General features: G+C 72.2%; 26 protein-coding genes and 1 pseudogene. 18 read left to right on the forward strand and 9 right to left on the reverse strand.

Features of this window, described 5'->3' with window-relative positions; genetic code table 11:
- The first annotated feature begins 1 nt into the window (after nt 1).
- The 5 genes from ACZ501_RS27145 to ACZ501_RS27165 are packed head-to-tail and all read left to right on the forward strand — an operon-like array spanning nt 2 to nt 4,702.
- A complete protein-coding gene (locus ACZ501_RS27145) occupies nt 2-1,009 on the forward strand; it encodes an ABC transporter ATP-binding protein (RefSeq protein WP_361596096.1) in 1,008 nt (335 codons plus the stop codon).
- Nucleotides 1,006-1,773 (forward strand): ABC transporter permease, encoded by a 768-nt coding sequence (locus tag ACZ501_RS27150; RefSeq protein WP_468798917.1) that lies wholly within the window; start codon nt 1,006-1,008, stop codon nt 1,771-1,773. Before ACZ501_RS27145 ends, ACZ501_RS27150 begins: the two co-directional genes overlap by 4 nt.
- Nucleotides 1,770-2,576, forward strand: coding sequence for an ABC transporter permease (locus tag ACZ501_RS27155; protein WP_468798919.1), 807 nt, complete (start codon nt 1,770-1,772; stop codon nt 2,574-2,576). Before ACZ501_RS27150 ends, ACZ501_RS27155 begins: the two co-directional genes overlap by 4 nt.
- Before the next feature lie 8 nt (nt 2,577-2,584).
- Entirely contained in the window at nt 2,585-3,616 is a 1,032-nt protein-coding gene (locus ACZ501_RS27160) for a GNAT family N-acetyltransferase (RefSeq protein ID WP_361596087.1), read from the forward strand.
- A gap of 30 nt (nt 3,617-3,646) precedes the next feature.
- Nucleotides 3,647-4,702 (forward strand): MupA/Atu3671 family FMN-dependent luciferase-like monooxygenase, encoded by a 1,056-nt coding sequence (locus ACZ501_RS27165; protein WP_468798921.1) that lies wholly within the window; start codon nt 3,647-3,649, stop codon nt 4,700-4,702.
- Between the two features lie 5 nt (nt 4,703-4,707).
- On the opposite strand, the gene ACZ501_RS27170 is transcribed toward ACZ501_RS27165, so the two are convergent.
- Nucleotides 4,708-7,542: an AAA family ATPase gene (locus ACZ501_RS27170; protein ID WP_468798922.1), complete on the reverse strand. Its 2,835-nt coding sequence runs from the start codon at nt 7,540-7,542 to the stop codon at nt 4,708-4,710.
- Between the two features lie 363 nt (nt 7,543-7,905).
- Between ACZ501_RS27170 and ACZ501_RS27175 the strand changes: the two genes are divergently transcribed.
- The gene (locus tag ACZ501_RS27175; RefSeq protein WP_361596079.1) at nt 7,906-8,439 is read left to right on the forward strand and encodes a DUF7822 domain-containing protein; all 534 of its coding nucleotides are present in this window, start codon (nt 7,906-7,908) and stop codon (nt 8,437-8,439) included.
- A 40-nt stretch (nt 8,440-8,479) separates the two neighbouring features.
- Here ACZ501_RS27175 and ACZ501_RS27180 read toward each other — a convergent pair whose 3' ends face one another.
- The gene (locus tag ACZ501_RS27180; protein WP_468799220.1) at nt 8,480-9,439 is read right to left on the reverse strand and encodes a threonine/serine dehydratase; all 960 of its coding nucleotides are present in this window, start codon (nt 9,437-9,439) and stop codon (nt 8,480-8,482) included.
- A 170-nt stretch (nt 9,440-9,609) separates the two neighbouring features.
- On the opposite strand from ACZ501_RS27180, the gene ACZ501_RS27185 reads away from it, so the two are divergent.
- From ACZ501_RS27185 to ACZ501_RS27195, 3 genes are all read left to right on the forward strand, one after another.
- On the forward strand, nt 9,610-10,569 hold the full coding sequence (locus ACZ501_RS27185; protein WP_468798923.1) for a hypothetical protein: 960 nt from the start codon (nt 9,610-9,612) through the stop codon (nt 10,567-10,569).
- A 255-nt stretch (nt 10,570-10,824) separates the two neighbouring features.
- The gene (locus ACZ501_RS27190) at nt 10,825-11,229 is read left to right on the forward strand and encodes an STAS domain-containing protein (protein ID WP_361596073.1); all 405 of its coding nucleotides are present in this window, start codon (nt 10,825-10,827) and stop codon (nt 11,227-11,229) included.
- A 238-nt stretch (nt 11,230-11,467) separates the two neighbouring features.
- Entirely contained in the window at nt 11,468-11,893 is a 426-nt protein-coding gene (locus ACZ501_RS27195; RefSeq protein WP_468799222.1) for a DUF5959 family protein, read from the forward strand.
- A 61-nt stretch (nt 11,894-11,954) separates the two neighbouring features.
- Here the strand turns inward: ACZ501_RS27195 and ACZ501_RS27200 are convergent, their stop codons facing one another.
- The 3 genes from ACZ501_RS27200 to ACZ501_RS27210 all read right to left on the reverse strand — a co-directional run bounded on the left by ACZ501_RS27200 (nt 11,955) and on the right by ACZ501_RS27210 (nt 14,379).
- Nucleotides 11,955-12,413, reverse strand: a complete 459-nt coding sequence (locus ACZ501_RS27200; protein WP_362458988.1) for a hypothetical protein — start codon at nt 12,411-12,413, stop codon at nt 11,955-11,957.
- A gap of 235 nt (nt 12,414-12,648) precedes the next feature.
- A complete protein-coding gene (locus ACZ501_RS27205; RefSeq protein ID WP_468798925.1) occupies nt 12,649-13,389 on the reverse strand; it encodes a class I SAM-dependent methyltransferase in 741 nt (246 codons plus the stop codon).
- A 147-nt stretch (nt 13,390-13,536) separates the two neighbouring features.
- Nucleotides 13,537-14,379, reverse strand: a complete 843-nt coding sequence (locus ACZ501_RS27210; protein ID WP_468798927.1) for a hypothetical protein — start codon at nt 14,377-14,379, stop codon at nt 13,537-13,539.
- A gap of 141 nt (nt 14,380-14,520) precedes the next feature.
- On the opposite strand from ACZ501_RS27210, the gene ACZ501_RS27215 reads away from it, so the two are divergent.
- Nucleotides 14,521-14,889 (forward strand): VOC family protein, encoded by a 369-nt coding sequence (locus tag ACZ501_RS27215; RefSeq protein WP_468798929.1) that lies wholly within the window; start codon nt 14,521-14,523, stop codon nt 14,887-14,889.
- 97 nt (nt 14,890-14,986) lie between these two features.
- On the opposite strand, the gene ACZ501_RS27220 is transcribed toward ACZ501_RS27215, so the two are convergent.
- Nucleotides 14,987-15,247: a hypothetical protein gene (locus ACZ501_RS27220; RefSeq protein WP_468798931.1), complete on the reverse strand. Its 261-nt coding sequence runs from the start codon at nt 15,245-15,247 to the stop codon at nt 14,987-14,989.
- A complete protein-coding gene (locus ACZ501_RS27225; protein WP_468798933.1) occupies nt 15,244-15,540 on the reverse strand; it encodes a DUF6247 family protein in 297 nt (98 codons plus the stop codon). Before ACZ501_RS27225 ends, ACZ501_RS27220 begins: the two co-directional genes overlap by 4 nt.
- A 156-nt stretch (nt 15,541-15,696) precedes the next feature.
- Here ACZ501_RS27225 and ACZ501_RS27230 point away from each other — a divergent pair, with 156 nt between their 5' ends.
- From ACZ501_RS27230 to ACZ501_RS27240, 3 genes are read left to right on the forward strand one after another with little or no spacing between them, the layout of a single operon-like run.
- Nucleotides 15,697-16,116, forward strand: coding sequence for a hypothetical protein (locus ACZ501_RS27230; protein WP_468798935.1), 420 nt, complete (start codon nt 15,697-15,699; stop codon nt 16,114-16,116).
- Nucleotides 16,117-16,142: 26 nt separating this feature from the next.
- Nucleotides 16,143-16,688, forward strand: coding sequence for a sialidase family protein (locus ACZ501_RS27235; protein ID WP_468798937.1), 546 nt, complete (start codon nt 16,143-16,145; stop codon nt 16,686-16,688).
- A 50-nt stretch (nt 16,689-16,738) separates the two neighbouring features.
- Nucleotides 16,739-17,242 carry an NUDIX hydrolase gene (locus ACZ501_RS27240; protein ID WP_468798939.1) on the forward strand — a complete coding sequence of 168 codons (504 nt, stop codon included), beginning with the start codon at nt 16,739-16,741 and terminating at the stop codon, nt 17,240-17,242.
- 58 nt (nt 17,243-17,300) lie between these two features.
- On the opposite strand, the gene ACZ501_RS27245 is transcribed toward ACZ501_RS27240, so the two are convergent.
- Entirely contained in the window at nt 17,301-17,885 is a 585-nt protein-coding gene (locus ACZ501_RS27245; protein ID WP_361596043.1) for a ferredoxin, read from the reverse strand.
- Nucleotides 17,886-18,075: 190 nt separating this feature from the next.
- Between ACZ501_RS27245 and ACZ501_RS27250 the strand changes: the two genes are divergently transcribed.
- The 3 genes and pseudogenes from ACZ501_RS27250 (at nt 18,076) to ACZ501_RS27260 (ending at nt 19,527) form a co-directional block, all read left to right on the forward strand.
- Complete coding sequence (locus ACZ501_RS27250; RefSeq protein WP_468798941.1) at nt 18,076-18,462, forward strand: VOC family protein; 387 nt, start codon at nt 18,076-18,078, stop codon at nt 18,460-18,462.
- Nucleotides 18,459-18,863 (forward strand): VOC family protein, encoded by a 405-nt coding sequence (locus ACZ501_RS27255; protein ID WP_468798943.1) that lies wholly within the window; start codon nt 18,459-18,461, stop codon nt 18,861-18,863. The genes ACZ501_RS27250 and ACZ501_RS27255 overlap by 4 nt, the downstream gene beginning before the upstream one ends.
- A gap of 32 nt (nt 18,864-18,895) precedes the next feature.
- Nucleotides 18,896-19,527, forward strand: a pseudogene (locus ACZ501_RS27260) (SDR family NAD(P)-dependent oxidoreductase).
- A gap of 219 nt (nt 19,528-19,746) precedes the next feature.
- Here the strand turns inward: ACZ501_RS27260 and ACZ501_RS27265 are convergent.
- Nucleotides 19,747-20,166, reverse strand: coding sequence for an arsenate reductase ArsC (locus ACZ501_RS27265; RefSeq protein ID WP_361596037.1), 420 nt, complete (start codon nt 20,164-20,166; stop codon nt 19,747-19,749).
- An 89-nt stretch (nt 20,167-20,255) separates the two neighbouring features.
- On the opposite strand from ACZ501_RS27265, the gene ACZ501_RS27270 reads away from it, so the two are divergent.
- Entirely contained in the window at nt 20,256-20,570 is a 315-nt protein-coding gene (locus ACZ501_RS27270) for an ArsR/SmtB family transcription factor (RefSeq protein ID WP_361596034.1), read from the forward strand.
- A gap of 40 nt (nt 20,571-20,610) precedes the next feature.
- Nucleotides 20,611-21,384 (forward strand): aquaporin, encoded by a 774-nt coding sequence (locus ACZ501_RS27275; protein WP_361596031.1) that lies wholly within the window; start codon nt 20,611-20,613, stop codon nt 21,382-21,384.
- Nucleotide 21,385 lies beyond the last annotated feature (1 nt).

Genomic DNA, 21,385 nt, shown 5'->3' on the forward strand with positions numbered 1-21,385 from the left:
CATGCCACACAGCAACACCCCGGAGCAGCAGGCTCCGGAACAGCCCGCCCCAGCGGTGGACGTCCGCGGCCTGCGCCGCGAGTACGTGACCCGCGGATGGCGCGGGCCGCGCACCACCCGCGTCGCGCTGGACGGGGTGGACCTGCGGGTCGACCACGGAGAGGTCCACGGCCTGCTCGGACCGAACGGCGCGGGCAAGACCACCCTGGTCAAGATCCTGGCCACCACCCTGCTGCCCACCTCGGGCACGGTCCGCGTCTACGGCCACGACGTGGTGGCCCGGCCCGCCGACGTGCGCCGGGACATCGGCCTGGTACTCGGCGGCGACCGCGGCCTCTACCAAGGGCTCACGGCCCGCCAGAACCTCGGCTACTGGGCGGCCCTGCAGAAGCTCGACCGCACGGAGGGCGAGCGCCAGATCGCCGACGTGCTGGAGCGCTTCGGCCTGGCCGACCGCGCCGACGTCAAGGTCGAGACCTTCTCCCGGGGCATGAAGCAGCGCCTCCACCTGGCCCGCGGCCTGGTGGGCCGTGCCCGCCTGATCATCCTCGACGAGCCCACCATGGGCATGGACCCGGTCGCCGCCCGGGCCTTCCGGGACCTCGTCCGGGCGATGCGCGACGAAGGCAGGACGCTGTTGCTGGCCACCCACGACATGGCCGAGGCCGAGGAACTCTGCGACCGCGTGACCCTGGTCAACGAGGGCCGCGTGCTGACCACCGAGTCACCGGAGGCGCTCAGCACCCTGATGTCGCGGCACGAGCACATCGACGTCGAGGAGGCCCCCGGAGCGCTGCTGGAGGAGATCGCCGGCCTCGACGGCGTCGCCTCCGTCGAGCCCGCCCACGAGGGCGCGGCCCGGATCCGCCTGCGGGACGCGGACGCCGCGCGGGGCGTGCTCTCCCTCCTCGTGACGGCGGGGGTGACCCGGATCAGGACCGGGCGCCCGAGCCTGGACGACGTGTACGTCGAGATGCTCGGCGAACGCGGCCTGAAGGTGTCGGCATGAGGGTCTTCGCCGCGGCCTTCCGGCTGCAACTCACGATCTTCTTCCATGCGATCGGCCGGGTGTCCATCGTGATCGCCCTGCCCTTCCACGTCCTCATCTTCATGTCCATCACCCGCCACGGCGGCCGCATGGACCTGGACCAGCAGGCCGCCCTGGCGCCGGCGCTGGCCGGCGTGTGGACCATGTCCCTGATGCTCGCGGGCGACATCATCGACTCGGACCGCTGGAACGGCGTGCTCGACGTGGTGCTCTCCGCCCCCTCGTCCTTCTTCGCCAACCTCCTGGGCCGCTGCGCCGCCGTCGGCACCCTCGGCCTGGTGTGCTTCGCCGAGTCATGGGCGTTCGCCATGCTGTTCTTCGACGCCGACCTCTCCTTCGGCCACCCCGGCTGGTTCGTGGCAGGGCTGCTCGCCACCTGCCTGGCCACGGCGGCCACCTCCACCGTCATGGCCACCGTGTTCGTGCTCGGCCGCACCGCGCTGGCCTTCAAGAACGCGCTCAACTACCCCGTGTACGTCCTCGGCGGGGTCTTCGTGCCCATCGCGGTCCTGCCGGGCTGGTCACACCCCCTGTCCCGGATGATCTTCCTGTCCTGGAGCGCCGACCTGCTGCGCGCCGCCGCCGGCGACGCACCCATGGCGCGGCCCTGGCTCCAGCTGACGGCGATTCTGCTGCTCGGCGCCGCCACCCTGGGCGTGGGCGTGTGGTGCGCCGGCGTCGTACTGAACCGGGTCCGCAGCACGGGAAGGGTGATGGCCGCATGACCGGTGCCCTCGCCTCACGGCTGGCCATCACCCGCAACGCGGCGCGCCTCGGCTTCGCCGAGTACCGCGCGCAGTACACCCTCCAGTCCTGGCTCTTCGGCTGGGGACTGCGCCTGGTCTTCCAGGTGATCTTCTTCGCGACGATCGGCATGGTGATCGGCGACCAGGACACCGTCCGCTACCTCGCGGTCGGCAACATCGTCGCGGTCGGCACCATCGAATCGGCCTCCTCGGTCCTGTCCATCGTGCGGGACCGCCGCAACGGGACGATGTCCCTGCTCGTCGCGGCCCCCGGCGACCACATCGTCGCGCTGCTCAGCCGCAGTCTGAACAGCCCCGTCGCCGGGTTCATCAGTTCCATGGCCGTCCTGGTGTGCATCGTGCCCGTCTTCGGCATCCCCCTCCCGGGCGCAGCGAGCCTGGTGATCCCCGCCGTCATCCTGCTGGCCTGCTTCTCGGCCTACTGCTACGGGACGTTCATCGGTGCCGTCGTCATGCGGTTCCCCAACGCGGGCTGGGGCGCGCTGAACGTCGCCTACCTGCTGCTGATGGCCTTCACCGGGGTCAACGTGCCCGTCTCCTACTGGCCGGCCCCCGTCGCCGCCCTCACGGCGCTGCTGCCGGTCACCCACGGGCTCAGCGCCCTGCGGCACCTGCTCGACGGGGCCCCCGCCGTACGCGTCCTCGGCCAACTCGCCCTGGAAGCAGCGGTGTCCGTCGGCTGGCTGGCCGCGGCGGCACTGCTGCTCGCCGTCCTCATCAAGCGGGACCGGCGCACAGGCGGACTCGACACGGCCCGCTAGGAGACCCCATGGACACCACCACCGACGAGCTGGGCAGCGTAGAGGAGTTCGAGGCGGAGCTGCGTGCCACGCTGCGCGTCCCCGGCGGCACCGCCCACTACCTCGCCGAGCTCGCCCGCCTCGAACTCGCCGAAACCCTCCGCGGCACCGAGGTGCGCTACGTCCTCGCCCGCACGGACGACGGCCGCTGCACCGGAGTGCTGCCCGTCTACCGCACGCGGGCGGCCCTGCCGCCGGCCCTGGCGGGCCTCGGCCCGGCGCGGGAGGGCGAGCCGGTCCACCTGCTCGGTTCGCCCGGCGCCGTCGCCAGCCACCTCGTCGTCGCGCCCGACACGGACCCGGCGCGGCGCGCCACCTCCGCGCGCCTCCTGCTCGCACACGGCCTGCGCACCGCCACCGCCCACGGCCCCGGCCCGGTCCTGATCCCCTACCTCGACACCGACGGGCTGGCGCTGGTACCGCCGTCCCTGGCGGAGACGGCCGTCGTGCGCACCGTACCCGTGGCCCGGCTGGACATCACGTGGAACGGCTTCGAGGAGTACGTCTCCTCGCTGGGCAAGAGCCGCCGTACGGGCATCCGCAAGGAACGCCGGCGCTTCCTGGAGAGCGACGTCGTGGTGAGCGAGGAGCACCTCCTCGACGTGTGCGAGGAGATCGCGCCGCTCGTGCTACAGGTCGAGCAGCGCTACGCGCGCGCCACGACGGCGGAGCAGATCGAGTTCTACCTCACCGGACTCGGCCTCGCCATGGACGACAGCGGCTTCGCCCTGGTCGCCCGCCGCGACGGCGCCGTCATCGGCGCCTGCGTCGTGTGGGAGTACGAGGACGAGTGGGTGGTGCGGTGCTGGGGCTGCGACTACTCCCGCACGGACCGCGAGTCCGTCTACTTCAACATGGTCTTCTACGAGACGGTCGAACGCGCCGTCGCACGCCGGATCCCGCGCGTCCGGCTCGGCCCGGAATCCATCGCCACGAAGATCACCCGGGGCTGTGCGGTCGACGAGCTGCACACGCTCCTCGTCCGCCCGCCCCGCCCCTGAACCCCGAGCCCCCCGACCGTGGAGAACCCCGTGGATTTCAGCCTCTTCTACTTCGCCGACGAGTCCCAGGACGAGAAGGACCGCTACCGGCTGCTCATGGAAGGAGCCCGCTTCGCCGACACCCACGGCTTCACCGCGGTGTGGACGCCCGAGCGGCACTTCCACCCCTTCGGCGGCGGATACCCCAACCCGGCCCTGACGGGCGCCGCCGTGGCGGCAATAACCGAGCACATCGCCGTCCGGGCCGGCAGCGTGGTCGCCCCCCTGCACTCACCGGTCCGCATCGCCGAGGAGTGGGCGGTCGTCGACAACCTGTCCCACGGCCGGGTGGGCGTCTCCTTCGCCTCCGGCTGGCACAGCGGTGACTTCGCCCTCCGCCCCGAGAACTACGCAGACCGCAAGCAGGTCTGCGCCGACACCGTCGACACCGTGCGCCGGCTCTGGCGGCGCGAGGAGATCGACCTCGTCGACGGTGCGGGCGAGCCGGTACGGGTGCGGACCCATCCCGCCCCGGTACAGCCGGACCTGCCGGTCTGGCTCACCACGTCCGGCAGCGTGGAGACCTTCCGCGCCGCGGGCCGGATGGGCGTGGGCGTCCTGACGCACCTCCTCGGCCAGTCCCTCGACGAACTCGCCGTCGGCATCGCCGAGTACCGGCGCTGCTTCACCCCGGCGCACGACGGCCCCGGGGACGCTCCCGCCCCGCGGGGCGGCCACGTCGTGCTGATGCTCCACACGTTCGTGGGAACCGACCGCGACACCGTGCGCGACGTCGTGCACAAGCCGTTCAGCGACTACCTGCGCAGCTCCATACGCCTGTCCGAGCGCACCGCCACCGGTGCCGGCACGCAGGACGGCGACCTCCGCCCCGAGGACGTCGACTTCCTCGTGGAACAGTCCTTCAACCGCTACTTCGAGACCAGCGGACTGTTCGGCACGGTGGAGGACGCCGAGACCTTCGTACGCGGGCTCCGGGCGGCAGGAGTCGACGAGATCGCCTGCCTGATCGACTTCGTCGGCGACACGGACGTCGTCCTGAACGGGCTGGAGCACCTCGACGAGCTGCGCCGCCGGTGCGCCGACTGACGGCGCTAACCCGGTCGGCCCGTGTCCCCGAGGGCCGCGGCCAGGTCCCCGCGGCGGATGCCGAGCTTGCGGTAGCAGTGCGTCAGGTGCGTCTCCACCGTACGCACCGCGAGGTGCAGCATCTCGGCGATCTCGATGTTGCTGTGGCCCGCGGCGGCCAGCTGCGCGATCCGGAGCTCACTGGAGGTGAGTGCCGTGGCCCCCGTGTGCCGCGCCCGCTGCGGGCGGGCCCCGCAGTCGCGCAGGGCCTCCCGTGCGACCACGTGCAGCCGGACCGCGCCCGTCCGCTCGGCCCGCTCGGTGGCCTCGCGCAGCACGGCCCGGGCCCGCCGGCTCTGCCCGGAGTGCTGCAGGGCCTGCCCCAGCGACAACAGGGCCGGCACCAGCTCGGGCAGCGGCTCCGGATGGCCGCGCAGCAACTCCACCGCCTCCTCCGCCAGCTCCAGACCGTAGCGGCCGCCCAGCGCCGCGCCCAAGGCGCGCAGCGCCCTGCCCACGGCACGGGGCGTGCCCCAGACGCGGGCCAGCCGCAGCTCTTCCCGGGCGAGCGGAACGGCGAGTTCCGGCGAGCCCAGAGCCACGTGGCAGTCGGCGGCGCCGGACCGCCACGGGGTGACGATCGGGCTCTCCACCTCGCGGGCGGACTGGCGCCTTCCGCACTCCAGGAGATCGGCGAGAGCGGCGTCGTACTCCTCCGACGCCATGTGCAGCAGGCCCCGCGCGTACAGGAACTCGTTCCACTCCCACGAGCCGTGCGCGCCGCCTGCCATGACGGCGTAGGCGAGGCGGCGCGCTTCGGCGAGCCGCCCGGTCTCGGTCAGGGCGATGATCGCCTGGGCGCGCAGATGGGCGCTGTCCGTGCCGGGCGCGGCCGGGTTGCCCGGCAGGACCTCCCACAGCGAGGTGTCGGCCAGCAGCGCACCGTACCGGCCGCGCATCACCTTGCTCTCCGCCGCGACGCTGAGCAGGCTCTGGTGGCCGGGGTGCAGCACCTGGGGCGTCCGGTGGGTGGCCAGGCCCCGCGCCACCAGCCGGTCCGCCTCCGCCAGTTCGTCCGCCCACTGGGCCAGCGTGGCGGCCGACGCGTAGAGGTACGGTTCGAGCAAGGGGTCCAGGGGAGTCCGCGTCAGCGAGCGGACCCGTTCCATCACCTCGGCGGCGGAGAGCCGGCCCGCAGTCGCGCCGTGCTCGGTGAGCAGGGCCTTGGCGGTCGGGGCGATCCCGTCGGGAGCCTGCTCGTCGGCGCGGCGCAGCTCCGCCACCACCCGCAGCCAGCTGTGCCCGTCGTGCGAGGAGATCAGGGCGGTCGCGGCCTGGACCGCGTGCGCCAGGTCGGTCGAGTCGGCGAAACCCTCCGCCAGCTCGGCCAGTACGTCGAGGGCGGTGTGGACCTCGCCCCGGGCCACCAGGGCCGTACCGAGCGCGGTGGCGGCCCGCACCCTGCCGTGGGCGTTGCGCTGCAGACGCAGCGCCTCCGCCAGATGGCGCACACCGGACGCGCGCTCGTCCCGGACCTCCAGGCAGCCCAGCTCGATGAGCGCCTCACTGCGCCGGACGACGGTCAGCGGCTCCTGGAGCGCCCGGCGCAGGTACGCGACCGCCTCCTGGGTCCGCCCGCCGCGGACGGCCTTCGCGGCGGCGCCGACCAGCGCATCGGCGGCCCAGGGAGTGCCCACCGCGGGGATGGACAGCAGGTGGCGCACCACCGCCTCCTCGGGATCGCCCCGGTGGTGCAGCAGCTCGGCCGCGCGCCGGTGCACGTCCGCGCGCCGATGCCGGTCCCACGAGTCGCCCACGGCCTCGCGCAGCAGGGGGTGGGCGAAGACGGGCGGACCGTCCTGCCGGTCCTGCCGCAGCAGACCCTGGCGGGTGAGCTCGCCGGTCCAGCCGCGCACCCGGGAGGGATCGACGTCGGAGGCGGCGACGAGCAGCCCCAGGGCGTCCTCCTCGTCCTGGAGCTCGGCGAAGGTGCGGACGGCGTCCGCCGTCTCGGGACCGGCGCCGTCCAGCCAGCGGAGCACCGCGCCGGTGTACGCGCCGGGATGGAGGTCGGCGCAGCTGCCGGGCAACCGCCCCGGGAGCGCGCCCCCGGCGGTGATCTCCCGCAGGTCCGCCAGGAGCGCGTGCAGCAGCATCGGGTTGCCGCCACCGGCCCGGACGCAGTCCTCCACGAGGGTGCGCGGCACCCCGTCACCGAGGACGGAGCGTACGAGGAGGGCGGCGGCCGCCGGGCCGAGCGGGGCCAGCAGGCAGATCTCGTCCGACGGCCGGCAGGAGACGTCGGTGAACGCGGGCCCCGGCCGGACCAGGTCGTACTGCCACCGTTCCGTCACCGCCAGGACGACCGGGAGCCTGTCCAGACGCCGGGTCACCTGGGCGAGCCACCTGCGCGACACCGCGTCCGCCAGGTGGACGTCGTCCACGGCGAGCAGGACCGGTCCCGCTGCGGCCTGCGCCTGGAGCGTGCTCCACAGCCGGGACGGCAGGTCGTCGCCGTGCAGTGAACCGCCCCAGCACTCCCCGTCCACGGCCAGTGGTCCGGCCGCCGGCGTGTGCGGGACGCCGTCGAACAGCTGCAGCACGGCGCCGAAGTCGACGTCCGTCTCCTCGACGGAGCACCGTGCGCGGAGCACGGCGGTCCCCTGGCACTCCGTGCTCCGGGCGATCGCGTGGAGGAGGGCCGTGCGTCCCGTCCCGCTGGCCCCCCGTATGACCACCGTGCCGCCCGTCCCCGAACCGGTCCGTCTGATCAGCGCCTGAGCTCTCGCCAGCGGCTCTGCGCGCTCCCACAGCGCGTCGGAGCCGGTAGGTGCACGGTCCTGGAGGGAGGTGGTCGGCATCGGAACTCCTGGACGTTCAGGGCAGGCTGCGTAAAGGGAAGAAGCAATTCTGTCGCGCGGCTGCAAGACGCACGAAATCCCACCGCCGCTCCGCCCCCCGCTGTGAACTGCGTCTCAACAGCGCTTTTCAGCCGCGCCGGCGGGCCGGCCGGCGGGGTGGCGCCACACCGGCCCGCGCCGGAGCTCGCCCCGCAGGCCGAACCCCCGCGGTGCCGTCCGCGTCGGCCGACAGGAGCGGCGTCAGCCACCGGGTCAGGGTGAAACGGCCGCCGAACTCGACGGCCTGCGCGGCCGGGGCGGCTGACGGCGGGCGGGGTCAGGCGGCAACGGGCGTTGTCGGCCCCCGGTGTTAGGGTCGCCGCCATGGCGAATCGTTCCTATCTCTATGCTGCGGACTCGCTTCCGAACGAGGAAGACATCCCCAAGCCCATCCGGTGCATATCGGAGCACGGATGGGACATCCCGCTCGCGCACAAGCTCATGGTGGGGCACGGGACGACCATCGTCCCGTCGATGATCTGGAACCCTCCGATCGGCATCGGCGCGGACTACGCCGCCGGTGCGGCCCTGCTGTGCGATCTGCTGCGCGCGGTCGGCAAGGGACTGGAGGACGACACCGAGTTCGCCGACTGCGTCGCCAGGACCACGGCCCACCTGGAGAAGCAGCGGGCGAAGTACTTCCTCCTGGAGACCGGGGAGATCGTCTCGCTCTCGGACGACGATCCGGTGGCGAGCGTGCGGCGCCTGGTGTCCGACGACATCCCCGACGCCGTCGCCCGGGCCCAGGCGGCGATCGCCGGCGAGAACGACGACTGGCTGGCATCGGTCCGAGCCGACTGGCAGACGCACTTCGCGTCCTTCTACAGCGACGCCCTCTACTTCTCCTTCCCCGGCTAGGCCCCTCTTCGCGCGGCATCGCCTCATCGGGCCTGCCGGATCAGCGCAGGCCGAAGCGGGCGGCCCAGGCGGTCACGTCGGCCGTCGTGGCGTTGCCTCCGCAGACCACCAGGCCGAGCCGGGCGCCCTCGCCGACGTGTTCCAGCACCTGGCGCGCCGCCGGCAGCAGACAGCCGGCGGCGGGCTCAGCCCAGAGCTTCGCGTGCTCGGCCAGGTCGAGGGTGCCCTGCACGGCCTCCGCATCGGTCACCGTGAGCACATCGGCGACCAGCGCCGAGACGTGCTCGTAGGTGAGCTGCGAGACGCTGGGGGCGCTCAGTGTCGAGACGATCGAGGACAGTTCGACCGGCAGCGGCCCACCAGAGGCCAGGGCCGCCGACATCGCTCGCGCCCCTTCGGTCTCCACGCCCCAGATCCGTACACCCGGACGGCGCGCGTGCAGCGCCGTGGCGACTCCGGCGATCAGCCCCCCGCCGCCGATGCTGACGAGTACGTCGGTCAGCTCGCCGGCGTCCTCCGCGAACTCCAGGCCGACGGTGCCCTGGGCGGCGATGACGACGGGGTCGTCGAAGGGGTGGACCAAGGTGAGCCCCTTCACCCGGAGTTCCTCGACCATGCCGAACGCGCCGTCCATGGAGTCGGCGAGGATGACGTTCGCCCCGGCGGCCTCGGCAACCTCCACGGCGCGGCCGGGCGCGGAGCGTGGCATGACGACGGTCGCCGGGGCGCCCAGCACACCGGCCATGACCGCGACGGCGATACCGTGGTTGCCGCCGCTCACCGCCACCACCCCGGCGGCCCGTTCGGCTTCGCTGAGCGTGAGCAGCTTCGCCGTCGCGCCGCGTGCCTTGAAGGAGCCGGTGCGCTGGAGCAGCTCCAGCTTCGCGGTGACCGGCGTGCCCAGGAGCGCGGACAGCCCGGGGCTCGGCACCGTCGGGGTCCGTAGGACATGCCCGGCGATCCGCTCGGCCGCCGCTTCCACGTCCTCGACAGTAATCAGCACCTGCGCCTCCGTCACACGATCCGAGCCGCGGTGACCAGGATCCGTGCGCGCGGGGACGCGGGCCCCGGGGCCCGGCGCCCTCGTGCGGTGGTCGACCGAGCGGCAGTTCGATCACCTTACGCCGCCCCCGCCCCGGCCCGCGAGGCCCTGGGCGTTAGCCTCGGGGCATGCTTCCCGTACGGCCTTCGAACGTGATCACGCGCCACCGCGACGGGGCGATCCATGCGTACGTGACGGACTCCCGCGCCCTCGGTGAGCTGGAGCCCGCCGCCGTGTTCCACCCGCGGCCCGGCGACGAGCCCGTGGAGTCGGCGGTTCGGCCGGATCTGGAGCGAGTCGTGTACACGACGCTGAACGGCGTCGTCTGTCTCACGCGCGCCGGCGACCCGGTGTGGGCGTCGGACTTCGAGCCGCACTCGGACCGGCGCCACGGTCACCGGCCCGGCTGTGCCCTGTCCCCGGACGGCCGGACCGTGTGGGTCTACCGGCCGGACGCGATGGCGGGACGCGGGGACGCAGACCAGTGGGTCGTGCACGACGCCGACAGCGGAGCGGTCCTGGTCCGCCGGGAGCTGGACACGGCTGGGCACGGTGCCCGCCACCACGTGCACCCCGTCGACGGCAGCATCTACCTCGACATCGGTGAGGGCCAGGACGGGGCGATCATTCTGAGAGCCGCAGCCGGGGCCGGCGGCGAGCCGGAGTTCGTCACCTATCCGTGGCCGGACCGCTGCCTGATCGGCCTGGCCCCGGACGGACAGCAGTTCATGACCGTCGACCACGAACAGGCGGACGTCGCCTTCCACCGCCACCCGAGCGGGGAGGTGCTCTTCACCCTGCCCGTCGAAGCCTTCGGGTACGACCCGGAGGAGGCGTTCGTGGAGTGGAGCGGCGGCTACCTGACCGCGGACCTGGCCGTCGTCACCCTGGGCGGCGAGGGTGAGGACGAGGAGGAGTGGTTCCGCTACCACCTGGTCGACGTGCGCACGGGCCGGCCCCGCGGTGAGATCGCCCCCGGGGTGACCAACCCGTACGAACTGGTGCCCCTGGGCGACGGCTCCTGGCTCACCGGCGGCCCCAACGGCAACCCCGTCCGCCGCTCGCCCCCTCCCGCACTCGCCCGGTGACGGACCGGGGCGTCATGGTCACGACACGACGACCCGGAGAGGAGCCGGACACCGTGCGCACTTGCCGGACACGGCGGTGGGTGTTGTCGCGGCCGGGCGGGCACCGAGCACGAGAACCCGGCGATGCGCCGCCACTCGGCGGGCTCGGCCAGGTTGACGCCGAAGGCCCCGCGAGCCGCGCAGCCGTCCGGGGGAACGCCGCGTCAGGATGGGGAGCCCCGCGGGCTCCGACGCCCCGGGCGGAAGGAGAGCGCATTGATCACCACGAGCATCCAGCGTCACGGCACGGTCCTGGTCAGCGTCACCGGGACCCTCGACGACAGCGCGGGTCCGGCGCTCCGACAGGCGCTGGACGGCGTCACCGTCGGCGAACGGGACCTCATGGTCGACCTGCACCACGCGGAGTCCATGGACGTGGACGGCCTGCTCCACCTCCTGGCCCTGCACCGGCGGGCGGAGAGCCTGAGCCTGCGCGTCCTGGTCGTGGGATGGCAGCCGCAGCCCCAGCAGTGCATGGCCGACGTCGCGGGCATCCGCGGGCGCCACACGGCCACCGGTGAGCGGTACGCCGTGGCGGGCTTCCGCCGGCTGATCGAGGAACGGGCGCAGCGTGCACGGGACGTCTCGGATGCCGATGCGGGATGGCTCTCCGGCGTCTAGCCGGGCGGTCCGCGCTCCCACGGACGGTTCCCCCTCCTCTTGGGCCGCCGGGCCACGAGCACCGCCGGACGGACGGGCCGCCTCCGCGCTCCCCGCCCGCTCGGGCGGCCCCGGACCGGGCCAGAGGCCGTCCTGCGGCGCGGCGGCCGGGCTGTCTGCGGATCCTGCATGATGACGGTGATCGTCTTGGGTTGCGGGAGGGCGGATGGTTGCGGGCGGTGGGGCGGACTTGATCCACATGGTCGCCGGGGACAACAGTGTCCAGGTGCGCGTACTGGGCCGTCACCGACCCGGGGAGACACCGTACAACGACTACCTCGACGCCGAGATCGTCGTTTCAAGTGCCTTCGCCAACGGGCGCCTTGACCTGTGCCTGTCGCCGGAAGATCTGAACGACTGGTCCACCGTCCTCGACGAGCTCGCCGTCGGCCGGGGCATCCGCTGGCTCCGGACCGGTGGGATCCAGATCGAATTCGACCGGCAGTTCTCGGTACCCGTTCCCATCGTCACCGTGCAGGACGACGAGTCCGTCTCGTCGGTCCGCGTCTGGCTGGATGTGGGCCACGGCTGGATCGAAGACCTGCGCGACCGGTACGAGCTGGTCCGGCGGACCTGGCCGAACGAGGTCGTGACGGCACCTCGGTCACGAAGCTTCTGGCCGTAGACGGGCCGGATGGGCGAAAGCGCGCTCGGCAACCCAGCGCTGAGTGCCCACTCCGGAGCGGTCAGGAGTTCTGCGCCTCAGGGTCGACGGAACTCCGTCGGTAGTGACATCGGTAGGCATAGGGGTCCCCACCGCCCGCGTAGACGGTCCCGTCCATCCGCAATTCGCCGTTCTCCGTGTAGAAATGCAGAATTCGGATGTCGTTGTGATGGTCGAAAGCAAGTACCAGATAGGGCGGCAGGCCAGGGTCCTTGTTGACCCCATGCCATTCCCCGTCGGACGAACGGCGTGTCACCTGAGAGTCCGGCCCCGGGCCGTCCCACTCGACCGGAAAGTCTTTGCCGGAGAAGGTGTAATCGTCACGCAGTCGAAGGACCGGCGCTCCGCATTTCTGCTCCCCGTCCCAGCGGCCGACCAATTCGGCATGAGTGACCGCCTCCGGAACGACGACGGGCTTGCCCGCCCCGCAAGACGACGGGACGAGCGCCGTCGCGGTGGCAACAGCGAGGCTTGCACTCATGCGAACTATGTCGGATTTCACGCCATCTGCTTCCGGCCGAATCGTGGATGGCGCCCAGTATGCCGGTCGGTGAAGCCTGCGGCGCCGGGGAATCCGAGCGGTAATACGACAGCCGCCCGCCCGGCCTCAGCGGTACAGAGCTTCGCCTCTGGCCGTTCGACTGTCGTCGATCCGGCGGATGACCGTCCTGGGAACGAACCCGTAGGGGATGCCTGCCCGTCTGGCGCGGCGGAACTCACGGTTTGTGGGTCACCCAGAGCAGTTCCGCCGGCCAGCGGTGTGCCCAGTCGGGCGGGTCGGTCTCGTTGTAGCCGTTGGTTCTTCCGGGTTCGGGCCGCGGCTCGATGAGGTCGTCGATGACGAGACCCGCGCCGCGCAGGACCCTGACCCAGTCGCCGTAGGTGAGCTGGTAGCTGGTCGCGCCGCCGTCTTCGGCGATGGTGTCCAGCCCGAAGTAGTCCTGCTGCAACGTCGTGGTCACGCGGCCGGCGGCTTCGTCGTAGCACGCTTCGAACCATGGGCTGGCGACGTTGAACACCAGGCGTCCGCCTCGGCTCACAACGCGTGCGGCCTCCGGGACGGCCAGGTGCGGGGGTGCCCAGCTGAGCCCACCGAAGTCGCAGAACACCAGGTCGAAGCTGTCGGCGGCGAAGGGGAGCCGTTCGGCGGCGCCTTGCACCAGCGGGTAGCGGGCCGCTCCCATCGTACGGGCCGCCGCGGCGAGTTGGGCTTCGGACAGGTCGAGCCCGACCACGGTGGCGCCCTCGGCGGCGAGCGCCCTGGACCACTGGCCGGCGCCGCAGCCGAGTTCGAGGACGCGCTTGCCGGTGACGTCGCCCAGGGCGTTCAGGTGCGCGTCGGGGATGGAGTACATGCCCCACAGCCGGGGTGCGGCGCCGATGCGCGGGTCGTGCCGGTGCTGGTAGGCGCTGCTGATCCGGTTCCAGAGCCGCCGGTTGGCGGGGATGCTGTCCATGTGCCGACTCCAGCACTGCCTGCCGGGGACGGTCAACACCGATGAGGGCACTGGACGCCCCTCGCCTCGGCCCGCGCGGGCTCGGTGCGTGTTCCGCCGGACGCCCCCCGAGCGGCCCCGCGTACCCGGGGAGCCGGGAAGCCGGTGTCAGTACGCGCCGATGGACCAGAAGACCCCGACCTCGGCGCCGGACACGGCGATGAGGCCCAGCTCGTCGAACAGGTCGAGGCCGTTGAGGTACTCGCCGGTGAGGAACCTGTGGACCCTCGTCCCCTCGAGGCCGGCCCGGACGAAATCCCGGGCGGGATCCGAGGCCGCGTCCAGGGCGTTCGTCCAGAACCGGGCGTCCGGGCCGTAGCGGTCCAGCAGGAGCCGTGCGTCGGCCAGCAAGGCGTCGCGCTCCGGCCGGTTCCGCACGGGCCGGCCGTCGCCCCACTCCTCCGCCATGACGGCGAGCGCGGTGACGGCCCCCGCCGGCTCCAGCTCGTGCAGGAGGTCCCGGAACCCGGCGGCGGGTGGCGGCTCGAAGGGGTACGCCGGCACGGTGCGGCGGGTGTCGTTGGTGCGGTCGGCGTCGAACCGCAGCCAGCCGCGCGGGTCCGGGACCTCCCGGTGCATCAGGGCGAGCACGTCCTCGGCCCAGTCCTCGTGCAGGCGCGGACCGGTGGCGAGGAAGACGTACGGGTCGTCCAGCAGGCGCAGGGCCGCCGCGTTCCAGGGGCTGCGGCGCCGCCGCAGCTCCGTGAGGGTGCTGCCGACGCTTCGGGCGAACACGTCGGCCGGCGAGCGCGGGATGCCGACCAGCTGCCCGTACCCCCACCGCAGGAGTTCCGTCTCCGCACCACCCGCGCGGGTCCCGGCCGGCTCGCGCGGCGCCTCCGGGACGACGGCCCGGTTTCCCCGCTCGAGCTCGAGGGCTGCCCGCCACAAGTCCTCCAGGTGGGCGTCGAGGAGGTCGAGGGCGATGCGGTCGTCGTTTGCCGTGCTCATGGGCCGACCCTAGGCCGTCTCGAAGGGACCGGGCCGACGGTGCTCCGTCAGGACGTTCTCGGGACGGGGTGCTCATCCCCCGTGCTGACCGCGATCCTTGGGTGTCCGTCGGTACAGTCCGTTGATCAGCCCGGAGATGTCATGCCCTCGCAGATGAAGTTGAGCGCGATAACGCTTGACTGCCCTGACCCGCTGGCTCTGGCCGCGTTCTATCAGCAGGCCACCGGCCTTGAACCGCACGCGAAGTCGGACGCCGACTTTGCCGCGCTCGTCCGTGAGGACGGACTCCTCATCGGCTTCCAACGGGTCGCCGGCCACAAGGGGCCGAGCTGGCCCGATCAGGCCGTTCCGCAGCAGCTCCACCTGTGCTTCGACGTCGTGGACCTGGACGAGGCGGAGGCCCGCTTGCTGGAGTTGGGCGCCGCCAAGCCGGACCACCAGCCGCAGGAGGACAGGTGGCGGGTCCTCACCGATCCGGCCGGACATCCCTTCTGCATCGTCCGGGGCTGAGCGGCCTTGCAAGAGCGCCGCGACGTACCGGGCCGCGCGCCGGCATCGCCTCGAAGCCCACCTCCCCCGCGAGGACGCGGGGTTGTGGGGCGGTTGGCTACCCGAGCCAGACGACGTCCAGGATCGACAGGTGCCGGGTGAGCCGGTTGATCACGTAGACGACGGAAAGCTGCCCGACCGACCCGGCGCGGACGTCCTCGCCTTCCGGATCTCCGGTGTTCCACTGGGGCCAGCCCCACGGCGAGCGCACCGCGATGTCCAGGATGTCGCGGACCATCTCCTTCGCGTGCTCGGGGACAGCGGAGAGCACTTTCGCGGCCTCCGGTGACAGGAGCACCGCCCACGGCAGCTCCGTCACCGGCGCACTCCGAGGACGTCGTCCAGGTCCACGAAGCCGGTCTCGTCACGGCCGGAGTCCATGTACGCGTCGACGGCCGGGGCCGCGGCGATGCGCAGCTGCCAGCCGCGTACGACGTCGTGCAGCGGGGTGAGGCTGTAGCTGTGGCGGGAGTCCTCCAGGGCCTTGGCCCAGTCCCGCTCGAAGGCGGCCACCCAGGTGCCGGCGCGGCGGTCGCCGCGCAGCTGGGCGAGCAGCTGCGCGGCGGCAGCCGGGGCCGGCGGGGCGGGGGCTTCCTCGGGCTGCGCGCTCACGGCTCCTCCATGCAGGTCGTACGGCCACGGTAGCCGTTGCCGGTGTGCTCGGAGACGGAATCGGCGCCCATGGCAGGGTCTGTCTCCGCGATCCGGCTGGTTTGCGTCGGGGGCAGGGGAGCCGGCCCTCCGTCCTGAGCAGCCAAGCGCGGTGCAGTGCACCATGGCCCCGCTGGCGCTTGTGGCCGGGCCAGCGGAAAGAGCACGCGCAGCGCCCTCCTGGCAGTCACGTCCCGCGACGGCGGCCGCACGTGGCAGAACCTCACCACCACGCACGTCGACGAGCAGCCGTTCTTCAACGACAAGCCCTCACTCACCGCCGACCCGATCCGCAAGGGCACCGCCTACCAGGTCTGGAACCGCCTCGACAACGACCCGCCCGGCCCCGGCTCCCTCGACGGTCCCGGCTACATCTCCCTCACCCGCGACGGCGGCCGCACCTGGAGCGAGGCCCGGCCGTTCGTCGGCACCAGCAACGTGCCCAACACCCAGACCATCGGCCACCCGATCTCGCCGACCGGCACACCGGCACCCTGTACGACTTCTTCGACCGGATCACCTGCTCCGACGACCTGAGCACCGTCGCCGAAGCCCGCTACGAGGTGGTCACCTCGACCGACGCCGGAGGGACCTGGAGCGCCCCGGTCACCGTGGCCCGGGACACCTCCGTACCGGAGGTCGACCCGAACGACCCCACCAAACCCCTGCGCGCGGCGGCCACCCTGCCGGGCCCGGCCATCGACCCCGAAACGGGCACGCTGTACATGGCCTACGAGGGCGCGGACTTCTCCTGCGGCAGGTACGACTCCGTCCAGCTGGTGCGCTCCACCGACGGCGGACGCACCTGGGGGACCCCGGAGCTGATCAGCCCCGAGGGCGTTCCGGCCTTCTCACCGTCGATCGCGGTCACCGAGCGGGGCACGGTCGCGCTCACCTACTACGACCTGCGCCACCTCGAGCCCGGCAACACCACCACCCTGCCCACCGCCCACCAACTGACCACGCTGCGACACGGAGACCCGAAGCTACGGACCGAACGACGGATCTCGCGGATCTCCGACTGGCTGCAGGCGCCGTTCGCGGGGGGCTACTTCCTCGGCGACTACCAGGGCCTGGTGGCAGACGGCAAGGGCAGAGGGCCGCCTTGACCTGCGCAAACGCACCACACCAGGAGAACACCCGCCCTACTCTGTCCACCATGCCCGCACACCCCCGGTCGTTCAGCGTGGACCACGACGTCGAGCTGCCCCTGCCCGCCCCTGGCGCGGTCTGGACCGTCGGGGCCGTCATCCTCAACCACAACGGCCAGGCCTTCGCCCAGAGGCGAAGCGCCCATCGCCGGCTCTTCCCCGACACCTGGGACATCGTCGGAGGCCACGTCGAGGCCGGGGAGACCCTGCTCGAGGCCCTCGCCAGGGAGGTCGAGGAAGAGACCGGCTGGCGCCTTCGCCGCGTGCGGCGTTTCCTCGGCACCAGCACCTGGACCGGAGACGACGGCGCCGGACTCCGTCACGAGGCCGACTATCTCGTCGAGGTCGACGGCGACCTGGACCATCCCGCTCTGGAATGGTCCAAGCACTCCGCCTGCGGATGGTTCGGTCCCGGCGACCTCGACCAGCTCAAAGAGAACCGTGTGCCCGGGGAGTTCCTGATCCACGACCTCATCGCACGCGCCCTGCAAGATCACCCGGACAAGTCCTAGCCGGGACGGCAGGGGGGCAGGGTTCGATGGTGTCCGCTGCGCTGCGGGCGGTGTGCGCCTATGCGCCCAACTGCGGCAGCGCCTCCCCCGGGGAGGCTGGGCGGCCTTCGGCCAGCCAGAACACGTAGTCGCGCAGGTACTCCCCGAGACCTTGGTTCAGGTGGGCGAGGTACGCCCGCGCGCCGGCCGCGACGTCACGGTAGGCCTCGCGCTCGGACGTCGCCCACGCGCCGTATCCCACGCGCACGGCCCACTCCCGGGCCCTGCCACGCTCCCGCCACCAGTCCCGGACCAGCTCCGGGGTCCAGTGGGAGTCACCGTCCCCGCCGTACGCCCCGAACGGATCGCACTCCGCGGCGCAGGTCAGCTCGTGGACGCCGATCGCCCGGACCGGCTGACGGTAGACGAACTCGGTGCAGTACTCGTCCTCGTACGCGACGTGGCGGGGCGCGCACTGCCGCCCGGTGAAGCAGTTGTCGGTGTTGGCCGTGTAGAAGGGGCCCGGGACGTTCCGCCAGTCCCGCTCCTGCCACCCGTCGGGCGCAGGCCCGGACCAGTCGTGCCTCACCGAGTCGCCCTGCCACAGGGGATGGGGCTCGCCCACCAGCGCGCGCGTGGTCGGTATCGGGTCCCAGTAGGTCATGGCCCGCAGGATGTCAGAAGGGCTGCCGGCACGTGAGCGCGCCTCGGCCGCGCCGATGCCCGGGCCGTGGGCGGATGGTGCGATCCTCCGCCCCGCGACCCGATTCGCCCTCTCCAGGCGGGCCGTGTGCCCCCTGAGGAGCTCCGGCCGTTCTGTTCGCATCCCTCCCCTCTTCGAGGAGTGATCCCTGATGAAGCCCCCTGCCATCTCTCCCTGCCTGGGAGTCCCCGACACCCAGGCGACCGTCGACTTCTACGAGAAGCTCGGCTTCACCGCCCTGCCGGCCGGCAGCGATCCCGACGACGACCTGCGCATCCTGCTCTTCGACGGCGAGTTCGCGCTGATGGTCTACCGGGACGAGCACCTGCGCGGCTGGCTGCCGGTCCTGGAGGACACCCCGGTGGGCGCGTTCGGGATGTTCTACCTGGCCGTGGACGACTTCGACACCTACGTCGAGCGCATCCGCCCCCTGGTCACCGTCCAGAAGGACGTGATGGAGCACCAGGGCCAGAAGCTGTTCTACTTCACGGACCCGAACGGCTACGTCATCGCCGTCACCCAGAAGCAGACCTGGTGACCGCCGTGACGCAGAACGACGACAGCACCGCCACGGGCGCGGTGAAGTGCGCGGCCTTCTGGGGGCACGACGGCAAGGCGCTCGCCGACTTCTACGCCGCCGCCCTGGGCTGGCAGGTCACCCCGACCTTCGGTGACACCGCGGCCATGATCGGCGATGGCAGTGGCACCACCGCGTACGTCTTCTACACCGCCGAGTCCTTCAAGGCCCCGGACTGGCCCGCGGACGAGCTCGTCTTCCACCTCGACCTCACTTTCAGCGACGTCGAAGCCGCCGAGCAGCGCCTTCTCGGCCTCGGTGCCACCAAGCCCGCCCACCAGCCCGGCGGCGAGCACTGGACCGTGCTGCTCGACCCCTCCGGCCAGCCCTTCTGCATCAGCGCAGCGGGCGAGAACGGGTGACGCAGGCCGCAGTGGCCGCGGATCCGGACGGGATCGACACACGCCGAGCGGGGAAGGCGGCGCTGGTCACCGGGGCGAGCCGCGGCGGGGCGCGGGCGATCGCCGTCGAGCTCGGCCGGGCCGGGGCCACCGTCTACGTGACCGGCCGTACCACCCGCAGTAGGGGCGGCGGATCGGGCCGAAGCGCCGAGACCGTCGAGGACACCGCCGAGCTGGTCACCGCCGCCGGCGGCGAGGGCATCCCCGCCGTGGTCGACCACCTCCGGGCGGAGCAGGTGCAGGCGCTGGCCGAACGCATCGACCGGGAACGAGGCCGGCTGGACATCCTCGTCAACGCCGTCTGGGGCGCGGAGCACCTTGTCGAGCGCGGCAAGAAGATGTGGGACTGCGACCTCGACAGCGGCCTGCGGACAACTGGCGCGAGGGCTGCGAGGTGGACCCCACGTTCGCCATCTCCGAGACCCCGCTCTTCACCGCCCGCGCCGTCACCGCACTCGCCACCGACCCGGACGTGGCCCGCTTCACGGGCGGCTCCCTGTCCGTCGGCACCCTGGCCAAGCAGTACGGCTTCACCGACGCCGACGGCTCGGCCCCCGACCCCGTCCGCTACTTCCAGGAGTACATGCGCACCGGACAGGCACCCCACCCCGACGACTACCGCTGACCGCGGCCCCGGGAAGCCGGCCGGACGAAGGACATCACCATGACTCCCGAGGACATCGCGGAGCTCGCCCTCGCGCTGCCGGAGGTGACGGAGGAGGAGCCGTACGGGCCCAACAGACCCGTCGACAAGGTCGGCGGCAGCATCTTCGCCATGCATGGCGGTGGCCTTGAGACCGTCAACGCATGTGAGGTGGGGGTGGTCTCGCTGCGCTGCCTCGGCTCATGCCGTGTGCTGGGCGTCGATTTCCGCGATCAGGTCCTCGACGAGGCCCTTGATGTGGTCGCGGATGGGGCGGACGGCTTCGACGTCCTGGCCGGCGGGGTCTTCGAGTTGCCAGTCGAGGTAGGTCTTGCCGGGGAAGAAGGGGCAGGCGTCGCCGCAGCCCATGGTGATGATGTAGTCGGATGCCTGGGCCGCTTCGGGGGTGAGGACCTTGGGCCGTTGGCCGGAGATGTCGATGCCGAGCTCGGCCATGGCGGCGACGGCGGAGGGGTTGATCTGCCGGCCGGGCGCGGAGCCGGCGGAGCGGACCTCGATGCGGTCGCCGGCGAGGTGGCGCAGGAAGCCGGCGGCCATCTGGGATCGCCCTGCGTTGTGGACGCAGACGAACAGGACGGAGGCGAACGGGCTGGTGGGCATCGGGTCTTCCTTCGCGGCAGGCGGGCTGTGGCCCGCCGTCGACCGGCGCGGTCTGGTATCAGCCGTCAGTGATGTGACAGTATCAGTGGATGATGACGTCAGTCGACACTGATCTGATCCGGGTGCTGGCCGACCCGCTCAGGCTCACGATCGTGACCCTCCTGTCCCGGGAGACGCTGTGCACCACCCACCTGGTGGAGGAGACGGGGGCGAAGCAGACGAACCTGTCCAACCACCTGAAGGTGCTGCGCGAGGCCGGGGTCGTGGACACGGAGCCGTGCGGGAGGTTCACCTACTACCGCCTGCGCCCCGAGGTCATCGCATCGCTCGCCGGTCAGTTCGCCGACCTCGCGCAGACCGCGCGTGCCACCGCTGATGCGAACCTCAAGCGGTCCTGCCCGTAAGCCTTCCGCTGTGCCGCACCTGCCCGAGGAGCCCACCGTCTTGACCGCCACCGAGCCCGTGGGCACCGCCCCCGCTGACGCTCCGCAGCCCGCGCCCGGCGCGACTGCGCCCCGTACCCCGCTGGTCGCCCGCGCCGCCGCCGAGCTGGTCGGCAGCGCCGCCCTGGTCGCGATCGTGGTGGGCTCCGGCATCCAGGCCACCAGGCTCACCGACGACGTCGCCTTGCAGCTGCTGGCCAACTCCACCGCCACCGTCTTCGGCCTCGGCGTGCTGATCGCGCTCCTCGGCCCGGTCTCGGGCGCGCACTTCAACCCGGCCGTCACGTTGGCCGAGTGGTGGACCGCCCGCCGCGGCGGCGCCGGTGTCGACGTCCGCGAGCTCGCCGTCTACGTACCGTCCCAGGTCGCGGGCGCGATCGGCGGCGCGGTCCTGGCGGACGCGATGTTCGGTGAGCCACTGGTGAAGTGGTCCACCCACGACCGCTCGGCCGGCAACCTCCTGCTCGGCGAGGTCGTCGCCACCGCCGGGCTGATCCTGCTGGTCTTCGGCCTGGCGAAGTCCGACCGGCTGCGCTTCGCCCCGGTGGCGGTGGCCTCGTACATCGGTGCGGCGTACTGGTTCACCTCCTCCACCTCCTTCGCCAACCCCGCCGTGACCATCGGACGGGCCTTCACCGACACCTTCGCGGGCATCGCTCCCGCCTCCGTGGCGGGATTCATCGGGATGCAGCTGATCGGTGCCGCGGTCGGTCTGGCGCTGGTGGCGGTCATCTTCATGCGTGGCACGACCGGCCGGGGACAGCCGGCGGCGTGAC

This window comes from Streptomyces sp. NPDC034085 (genome assembly GCF_055575555.1).